Raw genomic sequence first — 12,370 nt, forward strand, 5'->3', positions numbered from 1 at the left:
TGTCCAAAAAGTCTCCAAATGAGACGATTTACCAAAATATTTAATCATAATCAGCCTTTGAATTTGCAAAAAATAAAGCACGGTGGTGTTGCATCTATGTTTTCGATAATCAAGAGAGTGCTCATCGGTCAGCCGCTGAAGTCAACCGCACTCGGCGAACAAAAATTAAACAAAACGAAAGCCCTGGCGATCCTTTCATCGGATGCCTTGTCCTCCGTAGCCTACGGACCGGAGCAGATTCTGCTCGTCCTGATGACGCTCGGCGCGGCCGCCTACTGGTACTCCATCCCGATTGCCGCGGGAATTCTGGTGCTGCTGCTGGCTCTCGTTTTATCTTACAGACAAGTGATTTATGCCTATCCGCATGGCGGAGGAGCCTATGTTGTTTCCAAGGAAAATTTGGGGGTAAACTCCGGTCTTTTAGCCGGCGGCGCGCTGCTGGTGGATTATATTTTAACCGTTGCGGTCAGCATTTCTGCGGGGACGGATGCGATCACCTCAGCTTTTCCGTCGCTGCATTCACATAACGTACTTATAGCATGCCTTTTAGTGGTTGTTATCACGGTACTCAATTTGCGCGGTATTACCGAATCGGCTTCCATCCTGGCTTATCCGGTTTACTTATTCGTGCTTGTTATATTTATCACTATTGGGGCGGGACTATATCAAATTGCAATGGGCGAAGTTCCGGCCAACCTGCATACACCGATGGGGACACCGGTGACAGGCCTTACGCTGTTCCTGCTCTTGCGGGCATTTGCCTCGGGGAGTTCGGCTTTGACAGGTGTCGAGGCGATTTCTAACGCCATTCCTAACTTCAAGGATCCGGCTCCCAAGAATGCCTCCAAAACATTGGCTGCCATGGGCGTTCTGCTGGCGCTTTTGTTTACGGGGATCGTATCGTTGGCTTATTATTACGGTATTTCTCCTAAAGCGGAGGAAACCGTCGTGTCCCAGATCGCTTCAGCTACTTTCGGCCGGGGGATCATGTATTATTTGATTCAAGGGATCACCGCGATGATTCTGGTGCTGGCCGCCAATACCGGATACTCGGCATTTCCGCTCTTGGCCGTGAACCTGGCGAAAGACAAATATATCGCGCGTATGTTCACCGTTCGCGGAGACCGTCTCGGTTATTCTAACGGAATCGTCTTTTTGGCGGTGGCCTCAATCCTGCTGATCATCGTTTTTAAAGGACAGACCGAGCATTTGATTCCGCTCTATGCGGTAGGCGTATTTATCCCGTTTACGCTGGCGCAAACCGGTATGCTTGTGAAATGGTTCCGGGAAAAACCGGCGGGCTGGGGATTGAAATTAACGATAAACGCGATCGGGGCTTTAATCAGCTTTACGGTCATGATGATTTTTTTCATTACGAAATTTCCGCAAGTCTGGCCTGCGTTAATCTTTTTGCCGGCGATCGTTTATGTATTTCATAAAATCAACCGTCATTACGAAGCTGTGGGGGATCAATTGCGGATCACTACATGCGAACAGCCACTAGCGATCGAGGGGAATGTCATGGTAATTCCCGTAGCGGGAATTACGCATGTAGTGGAAAATACGCTGAATTACGCGAAATCGTTGTCTCCGGATCAGATCATCGCTGTATATGTGGCGTTCGATAAAGAGGCGGAAAAGCAATTTGAGGAGAAATGGAACCAGTGGCACCCTGAAATTCGGCTGGTTACGCTGTATTCCCAATACCGGAGCATTATCCAGCCGCTGACGAAGTTCATCGATACCGTGGAGCATAAGGCCAAGGAAATGAATTTCCGGGTAACCGTTCTGATTCCCCAATTCATACCGAAGAAACGGTGGCATAACGCCCTGCATAATCAGTCCAGCTTGCTAATCCGCGCCTTTTTGCTATACCGGAGGGATTTGATCGTAACCACGGTTCCTTATCATTTCAAAAAATAAGATCTTTTCATCTGACCATCAAGTCAGAATTTGCCCTACCAGCTCGTTCATGCCTTGCCATGAATCCTTTAGAATAAAGTCCTGCTGAACCGGCGCATTCCAAGGACGGGGGATCATAATGGTCTGTTTGCCCGCTTCCTTGGCCGCGATCAGATTATGGGGGCCGTCGTCAATCAACAAGTCAAAATCAAGCAAGTATTTGCGCTTGGCGACGAAGAAGTTATCGAATGGAATGAAAGGCATATGCATTTGCAGCCATCTCCATTTTTCCGGAACCGATGCCGGGCGGGCGGCCGTCACGACGATGACGTCGTAATCGACGGTCATCCGCTTCACCTCTTCAATCGTATACTCGTCAAAAATTTCAAGCTCTTCGTACAGGCCGGGCCTGCCGAAGAAAATGTCGTCCGTGCATGCAGGATGCCAAATGCCGCTAAGATCAAAGCTGATGATTTGCTCCATGGTCAACGGAAGATCGGGATACATTAAATTATGATAATGAATCGCTTTCGGTATGAGATGGCAGATCGTGTCATCCATGTCGATGGCTACTATTTTTTTGCTCATGCTTCGCACTTCTCCCTGGCAGTTACTTTTTCGATATCTAAGTTGAATTTAAACGTAATTGTAATGGACACTTCGGGAAATGGCAAACTTCGGCGTCTCCCAAGGGTTTGCAAGTAATCGCCAATTGGCATATCATGGGGCTATAAATATAGACAGGAAGGAATGTGGAGATGGAGACGACCCAGACGAAATTGCAGAAACCCGAAGCTATGATTTTCGATATGGATGGGACGCTGTTTAAGACAGAGACACTGCTTATCCCTGCCTATCATGAACTGTTCGACCGGCTCAGGGAAGAGAAGATGTACGAGGGAGAGACACCTCCGGAAGAGCTGATGCTGAGTTGTCTCGGTATGCTGCTGGAGGATATTTGGAGAAAGGTCATTCCCGACTGCAGCGAAGCGGTTCACCGCCGTGCGGATGAACTGTTGCTGGAGCTGGAGCTCTCAGGACTCAAAGAGTATTCAACTGAACTTTATCCTGAAGTTAAGGAAACGCTGGAGCAGCTTAGCCGGCGGGGAGTAAGGCTGTTCGTCGCCAGCAACGGGCTGGAGCATTACGTGAAGGGCGTCGCCGAAACGCATTTGATCGCTCCGCTATTCGAAGGAATGTACAGCGCTGGCGAGCATCAGACGGCTTCGAAGGTAGACCTTGTCCGCCTTTTGCTGGACAACCATGGCGTATCCAGCGCCTGGATGGTCGGAGACCGCTCGTCCGACGTGGAAGCGGGCAAGAAGAACGGCCAGACCGTGATCGGCTGTGCCTATGCCGGGTTCGGGAATGGATATGAATTGGCCGGTTCGGATGTGCTGATCACTTCATTCAATGAACTGGTTACGCTTTATGACCAGGCGGAAGACTCCGAATAATCTCAGGGAAAAATAAAGCCGCTCCTCCTCTCTATGAGGAAGGGGCGGCTGTTTTTTGTTTGTGCAACCATAGGGCGTATTCCAGCGGTCTTACAATTGCTCTCCGGTAAGATTCCAAATCCCCCGTCTGGATGAATACTTCCCTTGCAGGCTTGGGATTGACTTCAAGGACGTAAATACGCCCGCTTTTTTCAATCGCAAGGTCCAGTGCAAGCTCGCATAAAGCACCGAACGTAGCTTCCAAATATGCGGCGACTTCCAGGCTGAGCTTCTCTGCGGCACGGCGGATTTCTTTGCGCTTCTCTTCACTGGAAGTAATCTGCCCGAGCAGAGCATTCATCGATGCCGCCTTGCCTCCGCCGTGAAGGTTGGAGGTGACGCTGCGAACGGGACCGATTCGTCCGGCGCAGCCGGTCACTTCCCAGCGGCCTTGCCCGTTCTTCTGCACGAGCATGCGGTAATCATGCACCCGACCGCTCGGCAGCTTGATTTGAATGCCTTGCTGCGCTATGAAGCGGCCGCTCCCTTTCCAGCTCATCAGGAAAGCGCCGAGCCTGGATTTATGCAGCTTCTGTGCGGATATGATTTGCCGGCTCTGCCTCCTTCCCTGGATCAGGAACATATCGCCTCCCAGCCGTTCTACCCGCAGAATCCCCCTGCCGCCGGTACCGTTGATCGGCTTGACATAGACGGAGGAATGATTTTTCAACAGCCTGAAAACATCGCTCCCGCTTTGAAACAAAACCGTCTCGGGCTGGTTGCCGCGGAACGCAGGCTTGCGGGACAACGTCTGATAAATCGTCCACTTGTTTCGCAGCGGACGGTTTAAAAAAGTCATATTTCCGTATTTCGCCCGGAACCTTAACAGCTGTTCAAACCGCTTGCTGCGTTGAATCCGGCAGCGGTCAAAGATAAGCTCCGGGAAGCTGCGCCATTTGCGCGACCATTTCTTTTGCTTCGGATCGTAAATCAGGGCGTTGATAATGCCCTTTTTGTCATCCACATCCATCGGAGTGAATACAAAAACATCAAGACCAAGGCGTTGCCCCTCTGTGATCATACGCTGATAAATATGCCGCTCTTCCAGGTGTTTTTTATCATTTAAATATAGTGTCAAAATGCCCAAGACCGGTTGTGTCATCAGGAATCACCTTCTTTGCAGGGAATGGATTGGCAAAATCAAGATCCGACATTAGCTCGGAATCCAGCGAGCAGCCATGAGTTTTCTCCAGCAGAAGCTCGGCCCGCCCGGTCTGAGACTTAATTAGGCGACTTGCGCTGAACCCCGCGCGAAAACACATCTGCAGGCTGGACAGGTTGCCGGGTGCTACCCGGCATATCAGGTTTCCAAGAACGGCATGCTGCCGGTTCAGCAGGGCGGATCCCAGCCCTCGACCCCGGTATAGCGGGTGAACGACGACAAGGCAGATTCCGCGGCCATAGTTCGTTACGCAGGATAACCCGGCGACCCGGGGGCCATCCTCCGTTTGGAGAATGGCCAGAAGGAGGGAAGAGCCGGGCAGAGTCATTTCCCGGCCGGACAGCTTCATAAGGGCACGAAAGGTCGCGGAGGGAATGCTCTTTCTAGCATAGCGATGCACGAATGCCAACATTTCCGCATGCTTTATCTCCCAGGCGACCCTGTTCCCGGGATGCCAAGCTGCAATTTCCATGCAGAATTCACCTCTTTCCCGGGCTATACCTTACCCTGCCGGTATAAGTAATGGCTGAACTGGAAAATGCGTTCCAGCGATTTTTTGCGGATATGGGGCTCGTCGAACTTCATCGGCTTGGCATTAGCCTCAAAAAACCAGATTTTCCCTTCCGTATCGATTCCGAGATCCATCGACATTTCGCCAAGCGTATAACCGGCGCTCTTTTCTATCTGCTTGGTGATCAACAGGCCGCTTGACTTCAACCGGTTCATCAAAACATTGGTCATTTCCTGGCCGAAGGTCGGAACGAGCAATTTCTCCGGGTCCTCGACACTGCCGCCTTGGGGAACGTGCGTGGTGATCCGCCGCGGACCGGCCAAGCGTGCGCCGATCCCGGTTACTGTCCAGATGCCTTTTCCTGTTTTTTGCACAAGCATCCGGATATCGAAATGCCTGCCTTTATACGAAGCGAGTTCGATGCTCTCCTGCATAATGTAAGGAACCCGGCCGGTCTCCGCCTTGATCCGTTTCCATAACAGAAGGGGTTTGCCGGTTTTATACACGACATTTTTGCGCCGAAATCCCTGAATGGTAAGCTTGTAAGGTCTTTCCTCGGCTTCGTCGAATTGAAGCAGCATAATTCCTTTTCCCGCTTTGCCGCTTTCCGGCTTCAGGTAGAGGCTCCCGTATTGCTCAAGCATGGGCAATAAAGACTTGGGCGAACGCAGCCTCTTAGTGTCGGGGACGAGAGCCTTGGTGGTCCGGTTTTTTTTCAGCCAGTCGAACAGCGTCCATTTGTTGAAAAAAAAAGGATTAAACAGCTGGATGCTCTCGTGCCGGATGCACTCTTCGATTTTGCGCCGGACTGACGGTCTCCGCTCATCCTCGCGCTGGGGAATTCGGTTGTAAATCACTTGCGGGAGAGGGACCCATTGTTTCGTCCACTGTTTTTCTTCCGAGCTGTATACATAGCCTTGTATTTTATGCGACGACAGCTTTAGATCTTTGGTCGTTACGATATATACCGGAAAATCCAGTTCCTTGCCCGTTCTTACGATATCCCGAAAGTTAGCCCGATTGCCGCGAAATTGGGTCCATTCATCATGAACGGTCAGCACGGCGATGACTGGCTTCTGATCGCTCGCAAGCTGGCTCATTAGGCTTCCCTCCTCCGGAATTTACTCAGATAGAGGCAGTGTTCCAGAATGTGTTCGACAGATGCCTTTCCTTCCGCACGGAGCGAGGGATGCTTGAAGATGGACCGGCCCGGCTTGGCGTTCGCTTCAAACATCCAGATCTTTTCATCCGTGTCGATACCGATATCGAAGCCGAGTTCACCGATTAAATGCTGATGGTGCGCCTCGATCGCTTCGGCCAATGTGATCGCCACATTTTTGGCGTTCTTCAGTACCTCATCGGCTCTGGGACCGAATGCGCGGGCCAGCGCCTGATCCGGAGTGAGCAGCGATCCGCCGTTTTTAAGATGGGTAGTTACGCTGCCTTTTCCTGCCTTTTTGGCTCCGATGCCGACTACGACCCACTGGTTCCGCCCGTTTTTGTGCATATGGAACCGGAAATCGATAGGGCAGCTGTCGATTTCGATGAGCCGGATCCCCTGCTGGGCCACGTATCCTCTTAAAGCGCGGCCGTGCCTTGCTTGCAGCGTTCGCATCATGCTATTGAAGGAGCCGAACCGCAAAAGCGCATTTCGGCCGGTTTTGCGGTACCTTGCATAATACCCGCTCTTGGGGATGCGGGAGAGCCGGTAGATGCCGTTGCCGAGACTGCCGTTGTTCGGTTTGTAATAAATCAGCGAATGCCGGTCCAGCAAATCCTTGATTTGCTCGGGTGTCGGGTTCATAATCGATTCCGGAACATACCTGTTTACTAGAGAATCCTTCTCGAGCATGCGGTAAATATCGGATTTATTAAAGAAGCTCCAGTTGAAGAACGGGATTCTCCGCCGGATGAACCGCTCCCGGAGCTGGGCAATCGAAGTAGTCGTTTCCGCCCGCCGGCTGGGAAGGCGATTGTACACGACATCCGGAAGAGGAACCTTCTTTCGGATGAAGTGTCCGGCTTCGTTGAGAAAATAGCCGTTGACCGTTTCATTCTCCCAGTGGATATCCTTGGGGGTGAAGGCGAAGATATAGGATTGTTTGCTGCCGTGTCTCAGCAATTGCTTGATGAAACCGGTTCGGGAGCCAAACGGATTGGCTGCAGACGAGGCCGGTCCATCCGACAAGACGCCAATGAGCGGTCCAATTTGCACTTCCCCTTCCTGCAGGCTGCGTAAAAATATCCCGCCGGCCATCGGTATTTTGATGTCTTTCCGGATACTGCTGCCGAGATAAAGATGCTTACCCGCTTTATTGATAGGTTTGATTACAGCGGGAATGCGTTCTCCGCCAAATCTGAGATGAACCGACTTTTTTCCGGACAGCTTCAAGTTTTTCATTAAAGAGCCGGACACGTAGACGACCCTTTGGGGCTGCTGCGTGAAATGGACGTTGCCAAAAGTCAAACTCATGAATTTTATCCTCCTAAAAAAGTCTTCCGTGCCTCATTCAAGGTTTGCTCAGCAGCAAGTGACGCGCATAGAGAATCGGATTTTCGATCGATTTTCTGGCGCTTTGTCGATCGCCGATCCGGAAAAAGGATGAACGGCCCGGCTTCGAGTTGACCTCCAGCACCCATACGCTTCCCCTCCGGTCGACGCCGAAGTCGATTCCTAATTCGGCCAGGCGGCCGAAATGGGATTCGAGCGAACCGGGAATCACCATCGACAGTTTACGGATCAGAGATAGGGCCTCTTCTGCAGCGACGGTTCCAAGCTCCCGGCTTAGAAACGGCTGCGCTCTATGCGCCGTACCTCCGCCGTGCAGATTGGATGTGAGCGTATGCTTCGGACCGACTCTTGCTGCCATCCCTGTAAGTTCCCATTCTCCCTTGTCATTCTTCTGCATCAGCACCCGGATATCGTACGGCTCACCTTGAGAGGTGCTGAGTTCCAGATAAGGCTGCAGTAAGAAGGGCCGGTCTTTAGTAAACTTATCGATCCATTCGAAGCCTTCTTTCTTGCTGGAGAAAGTATGCCGCAGCAAATCGTTGCGGCCGTCCCGGCCGGTAATTTCCAGATGCTCCCGATTGCTCGTGGTCCTCAAGCGCAGGGTTCGCTTGCCATGTGTTCCGTTATAAGGCTTTAGAAAGGCTTCGCCGCCATGTCTCGCCAGCCAATCCGCCAATTGGGAGGGAGTTTCATAAGGGACTGTCTCCGGCAAAAAAGGGGCGATCTCCGGGAACTTGCGAAGCGTTTGATGGACACGCCATTTCCCTGTCAATCCCCGTGTTAAATAAACGAAGGGATGTTTCCTCGACAATTTTTCCAAAGCTTGCCTTTTTCGCTGTTGCCGCCTCTGGTCATGGGTGAAGCAGCGGTCGTAGACTATGTCCGGATGAGGGAATAGCCGATATTGCCATCCGCCGTTTTCGAAACAATAACCGGGTACGGCATCTTGGCTCCTTCGGAGAAAAGACGGGCAAAACACGTAAACGGTCATTCCTTGTTTGCTGCCGATAATGCACAATTTGCGGCAAAATCCCGGCTCCGCAAATGGGATGGGAGCGTTGCTTTCGGCAACCAAAATGCCCATCACGCCATTTGATCGTTTGTTGATCATCCTGTACCTCCTCAAAAGCCGGACAAATAGCGGGCGTATTCAACCACCTGTTTGACGGAAGGGCGAATTTTGTTCCCTCCGATCGGGGTGTTGTCGTTCTTGGAAGGTTTGGAATTGACCTCCAGCAGCCAGATTCGTCCTGACGAGTCCAAGGCGAGATCGATGCCGAGTTCACCGAAATGCGCAGGAATCTGGGCATCGACGCCCTGGGCGATATCCAGCGCCGCTTTACGCAGGCGAAGGGCGATCTTACCTTTTATGCCGGCCGGGAGTGAGCTTCTCCCGATAGCCTCCTTCACGGTGCTGAGCGAACCGCCCCGGGCAAGATTGGACACGAAATGCTGGCTTCCGGCCGTACGGGCCACTATGGAGGTCACATTCCACTTTCCCGCCCGATTCTTCTGCACCAGCGCACGGAAATCCACCGGGCGGCGATCCGCCTGGATCAAGGTTAATCCTTGCTGGATTTGATAGCGCGTCGTCTTCATTTTGCCGGAGAGGGAGGAGTACAGCTTGGCGAGACTTGGATAAACCTGACGCCTCGTACCTCCGACCTGGGCGGTTAGGGTTTGATAGCTTCCGCCCTCAAGTTTGGAGATCCGGATGATTCCCTTTCCGAGACTGCCTCTTATCGGCTTAAGAAAGACGATGGGATGTTTGGCGCACATCGTTTTAAGTGTAAGAAAGTTACGAAAGAGGTGGGACTCCGGCAAATATCTCGATACCGCCGCATCGCGGCCCAGAGCATCGAAAACTTCCGTCTTGTCAAGAAACTTCTCGTTGAAAAAGTGGCTCCTGTACCGTGATTTTACTTCTTTCAAGAAATGCTGTACGCTAGGTTTATTCTCCAATTTTCGCGAAGTCAGGCGGTTGTAGAACACATCCGCGGCAGGCACCTGGATCTGCTTCCATCCGTCTCCGTAGACCCAGGCCGACAAATTGCTTGAACTGGTGCCGATGTGATCCGGCGTAAAAAAATAAACGTACACACCTTGATGCTGGCAGGCGTTTACGAGCTCTTTGCAGAACATCGTAATCGGCCCGAAGGGGCGTTCCAGGGATCCCGGCAGGTCGCGGCTGATCAGCACGCCGATCAGCGGCCCTAGCTGCAAAGTGGATGAGTGCGGGCGGAATGTGAGCCGCAGCACGGAACGGGCTAGAACGCCCATTTTTTCGGCCAGCTCCTGGCTGACCCGGATTCCGTCGAATCTGGCCAATGGCACGACCCGAACGGTCTGCTGAAAAGAGCCGAACACGAGCTGCAGCGGATGGTTCACAGGAATCCGCCACTGTTTGATCAGTTGTTCTCCAAGAACGAGATCGTCTTTTTCCAGCAGATTCGGGCTCATGATTTGAATTTTTAATTTTTTGGAGGGCATGAAGCGGATCTCCTTCCAAGCTTAAGCTTGATGTCTTGGATGCAATAAAAGTCATCTGCATAAGCGCATGTAATGCATCATATGAGGACATAGAATCCTTGGTGATTAACCCATTTCCGATTTGATGTCTGCGCCTGCGAACTTTTCGGCAGCCGCTGCATCGCGGCGAAAGCCGAATATACTTAAAGTGTGTGCTCAAAAAGTCGACTTTTCAGCACCGGAAGGCCTGACTGAATGCAAGATTCGATGTCGAATAAGCAACCTGAGGCACTTCGTGATCAAAAGGTGACTTTTTTGAACAACCTCTTATTTGAAAATAATTTGTTTAGCCGGGTTTAAAAGGAGGTATGCAAGGTGGCCGATTGGATTTATGTTCTGATCAGCGTGGCTGTGGCCGCCTTTGTGGGCGGAGTCACGAATCATTTTGCGATTAAAATGCTGTTTCATCCCAGAAATCCGGTATACATCGGTAAATATCACGTTCCGTTTACGCCGGGTCTGATTCCGAAACGCCGGGAAGATATCGCGGAATCTCTCGGAAATGTCGTGGCGGAATATCTGGTAACGACGGAAGGCCTTCAGGAGCTGCTGTCTCGTCCGGCATTTAAAAAGCAGGCGGAGCAATATTTGGAGAACCTGCTCGTCCGATTGGGTGCAAGCGAACTGACGTTAAAGGAAGCGGCGCTGAGGGTCTGGGAGCCTGAACGGTGGGAAGCTGCCAAATCCCGGCTTGCAGATACGGGCAGATCGGTGGCGGACCGCGGACTTAACCTGCTGTGGAACGATCTCGGCTGGGAGGATCGTTTGTTGAAGGACCTCTTGCCGGGTTGGAATGAAGAGAATCGGCAGCGTTGGAGCGGCGCAGCTGCGGAGGCGGTGCTGCTAGCGGTTGAAGAAGAGCTTCTGTCGGCTGAGGGACAGCGTATGCTGACCAAGCTGGCCGGGGACTTGGCGGATAAGGCCGGCGGATTTCTCGGCACGATGGCGGCGATCTTCATGGACGAGGACAAGTTGGTGCGCAAGCTGACACCTGCATTGGTGCGGGCGCTGCAAAGCGAGGAAGCCAAAGACAAAGTTGCGAAAGCGATCCGGGGCAAACTGGAGATGTTCGGGGAGAAACCGGCTGCAGAGCTGCTGGAAATGGTAACCGGAACGCCGGCACAGGAGTGGTTGTCGGACAAAATCAAACAATTGCCGCTCGAAAAGTGGATCGCAACTGCTGAATCCGTCCGGATTTCATCACTAGTTGCTCCGTGGCAGGCTCAGGCGCAAGCGGCGCTGCCTTCGGTTACGGATCGGCTGCTTGCTCTCGTCGTGAAGGGAATTCCTACGGCGATGAAGGCGATTCAACTGCCGAAGCTCGTACAGGAGCAGGTACAGAAGTTTCCGGTCGAACGGCTGGAAGAGGTCATTTTGAGCGTATCCGGCAAGGAATTCCGGGCCATCACCTGGCTGGGGGTCTTGCTCGGAGGCATCATCGGATTATTCCAGTCCGTAATGATCATATGGGTAAGATAATTCATAATATCGGAGGATGATCCTATTGAATATTTACGATAAAGCGAATGAATTGGCAAAAGCACTCAAAGAGAGTGAAGAAGTGAAGGAAATTACCGCGGCGATGAAGCTGGTCGACGCCGATCCCGAAAGCAAGAGAATGCTGGATGATTTCCGCAACCGGCAGAACGAGCTGCAGCAACAGATGATGACAGGTGAGATGCCTGCTCCGGATGAGATGGAAAAAATGGAGAAGCTGTTCGAGGTGCTCAGCATGAACCTGAATATTCGCCGGCTGTTTGACGCAGAACGCCGTCTCAGCATCATCATTCAGGACGTGAATAAGATCATAACGGACAGTCTGCAGCATCTGTACGGAGATCAAATGTAGGAATACAGAAGAAACTAGTCTCATATTTTCCTGACAGCCTTCATAGAATAGAAATATAGATTTGAAGATGAAGGAGCTGCGGAATATATGAAGACCGTGAAAAAAAAGAGCAAATTAAAACATGTCGTGTATCTTGTTTTGGCATTAGCGATGCTGGTGTACGCGTTACCGATGATTTCCTTCGAGCCAGGTGCAGGCTTTGTTTCCCTGTTTGGTGCAGTGTGGGCCGCCTTTGCCTTCCTCGTAATCGGGGCACATCTGCATTTCATACTGGGCGTCAACGAGGAAAAGCAACGTGCACTGGATGCCGTCCGCCGGGCCAAGCTGCGGGAATGGCAAAACAAATGGAGCGAGGACGGAAAGCAAGGCCAAAGCTTGTAAGCGGAACAATAAAGGAAAGGCTGTCTTG

General features: G+C 51.8%; 12 protein-coding genes. 5 read left to right on the forward strand and 7 right to left on the reverse strand.

Annotated elements, in window-relative coordinates; genetic code table 11:
* Window positions 1–96 precede the first annotated feature (96 nt).
* On the forward strand, window positions 97–1,923 hold the full coding sequence (locus NYE70_RS00490) for an APC family permease (RefSeq protein WP_211025341.1): 1,827 nt from the start codon (window positions 97–99) through the stop codon (window positions 1,921–1,923).
* An 18-nt stretch (window positions 1,924–1,941) separates the two neighbouring features.
* On the opposite strand, the gene NYE70_RS00495 is transcribed toward NYE70_RS00490, so the two are convergent.
* Window positions 1,942–2,490 (reverse strand): 5' nucleotidase, NT5C type, encoded by a 549-nt coding sequence (locus NYE70_RS00495; protein WP_211025344.1) that lies wholly within the window; start codon window positions 2,488–2,490, stop codon window positions 1,942–1,944.
* 170 nt (window positions 2,491–2,660) lie between these two features.
* On the opposite strand from NYE70_RS00495, the gene NYE70_RS00500 reads away from it, so the two are divergent.
* Complete coding sequence (locus NYE70_RS00500) at window positions 2,661–3,359, forward strand: HAD family hydrolase (RefSeq protein ID WP_341044664.1); 699 nt, start codon at window positions 2,661–2,663, stop codon at window positions 3,357–3,359.
* Window positions 3,360–3,390: 31 nt separating this feature from the next.
* Here NYE70_RS00500 and NYE70_RS00505 read toward each other — a convergent pair whose 3' ends face one another.
* From NYE70_RS00505 to NYE70_RS00530, 6 genes are read right to left on the reverse strand one after another with little or no spacing between them, the layout of a single operon-like run.
* Window positions 3,391–4,500, reverse strand: a complete 1,110-nt coding sequence (locus tag NYE70_RS00505; RefSeq protein ID WP_341044666.1) for a YheC/YheD family endospore coat-associated protein — start codon at window positions 4,498–4,500, stop codon at window positions 3,391–3,393.
* Window positions 4,457–5,032: a GNAT family N-acetyltransferase gene (locus tag NYE70_RS00510; protein WP_211025350.1), complete on the reverse strand. Its 576-nt coding sequence runs from the start codon at window positions 5,030–5,032 to the stop codon at window positions 4,457–4,459. Before NYE70_RS00510 ends, NYE70_RS00505 begins: the two co-directional genes overlap by 44 nt.
* 23 nt (window positions 5,033–5,055) lie before the next feature.
* Window positions 5,056–6,171 carry a YheC/YheD family endospore coat-associated protein gene (locus NYE70_RS00515; RefSeq protein ID WP_341044669.1) on the reverse strand — a complete coding sequence of 372 codons (1,116 nt, stop codon included), beginning with the start codon at window positions 6,169–6,171 and terminating at the stop codon, window positions 5,056–5,058.
* Window positions 6,171–7,544 carry a YheC/YheD family endospore coat-associated protein gene (locus NYE70_RS00520; protein WP_213656257.1) on the reverse strand — a complete coding sequence of 458 codons (1,374 nt, stop codon included), beginning with the start codon at window positions 7,542–7,544 and terminating at the stop codon, window positions 6,171–6,173. The genes NYE70_RS00515 and NYE70_RS00520 overlap by 1 nt, the downstream gene beginning before the upstream one ends.
* 37 nt (window positions 7,545–7,581) lie before the next feature.
* A complete protein-coding gene (locus tag NYE70_RS00525; protein ID WP_341044672.1) occupies window positions 7,582–8,694 on the reverse strand; it encodes a YheC/YheD family endospore coat-associated protein in 1,113 nt (370 codons plus the stop codon).
* A gap of 11 nt (window positions 8,695–8,705) precedes the next feature.
* Window positions 8,706–10,073, reverse strand: a complete 1,368-nt coding sequence (locus tag NYE70_RS00530) for a YheC/YheD family endospore coat-associated protein (RefSeq protein WP_290407516.1) — start codon at window positions 10,071–10,073, stop codon at window positions 8,706–8,708.
* Between the two features lie 354 nt (window positions 10,074–10,427).
* Here NYE70_RS00530 and NYE70_RS00535 point away from each other — a divergent pair, with 354 nt between their 5' ends.
* From NYE70_RS00535 to NYE70_RS00545, 3 genes are all read left to right on the forward strand, one after another.
* Window positions 10,428–11,591: a DUF445 family protein gene (locus NYE70_RS00535; protein ID WP_341044673.1), complete on the forward strand. Its 1,164-nt coding sequence runs from the start codon at window positions 10,428–10,430 to the stop codon at window positions 11,589–11,591.
* A 25-nt stretch (window positions 11,592–11,616) separates the two neighbouring features.
* Complete coding sequence (locus tag NYE70_RS00540; RefSeq protein WP_211025362.1) at window positions 11,617–11,961, forward strand: YlbF family regulator; 345 nt, start codon at window positions 11,617–11,619, stop codon at window positions 11,959–11,961.
* Between the two features lie 87 nt (window positions 11,962–12,048).
* Window positions 12,049–12,342, forward strand: a complete 294-nt coding sequence (locus tag NYE70_RS00545) for a hypothetical protein (protein WP_211025364.1) — start codon at window positions 12,049–12,051, stop codon at window positions 12,340–12,342.
* The last annotated feature ends 28 nt before the right edge of the window (window positions 12,343–12,370 follow it).

This window comes from Paenibacillus sp. FSL R5-0407, from assembly GCF_038009185.1.
Taxonomy (GTDB): domain Bacteria; phylum Bacillota; class Bacilli; order Paenibacillales; family Paenibacillaceae; genus Fontibacillus; species Fontibacillus vini.

What these genes read in the sequence shown, in the direction of transcription:
- NYE70_RS00510 (WP_211025350.1), bottom strand. Translation starts at nt 5,032, where the DNA reads ATGGAAATTGCAGCTTGGCATCCCGGGAACAGGGTCGCCTGGGAGATA.
- NYE70_RS00490 (WP_211025341.1), top strand. Translation starts at nt 97, where the DNA reads ATGTTTTCGATAATCAAGAGAGTGCTCATCGGTCAGCCGCTGAAGTCA.
- NYE70_RS00530 (WP_290407516.1), bottom strand. Translation starts at nt 10,073, where the DNA reads ATGCCCTCCAAAAAATTAAAAATTCAAATCATGAGCCCGAATCTGCTG.
- NYE70_RS00515 (WP_341044669.1), bottom strand. Translation starts at nt 6,171, where the DNA reads ATGAGCCAGCTTGCGAGCGATCAGAAGCCAGTCATCGCCGTGCTGACC.
- NYE70_RS00495 (WP_211025344.1), bottom strand. Translation starts at nt 2,490, where the DNA reads ATGAGCAAAAAAATAGTAGCCATCGACATGGATGACACGATCTGCCAT.
- NYE70_RS00545 (WP_211025364.1), top strand. Translation starts at nt 12,049, where the DNA reads ATGAAGACCGTGAAAAAAAAGAGCAAATTAAAACATGTCGTGTATCTT.
- NYE70_RS00525 (WP_341044672.1), bottom strand. Translation starts at nt 8,694, where the DNA reads ATGATCAACAAACGATCAAATGGCGTGATGGGCATTTTGGTTGCCGAA.
- NYE70_RS00520 (WP_213656257.1), bottom strand. Translation starts at nt 7,544, where the DNA reads ATGAGTTTGACTTTTGGCAACGTCCATTTCACGCAGCAGCCCCAAAGG.
- NYE70_RS00500 (WP_341044664.1), top strand. Translation starts at nt 2,661, where the DNA reads ATGGAGACGACCCAGACGAAATTGCAGAAACCCGAAGCTATGATTTTC.
- NYE70_RS00505 (WP_341044666.1), bottom strand. Translation starts at nt 4,500, where the DNA reads ATGACACAACCGGTCTTGGGCATTTTGACACTATATTTAAATGATAAA.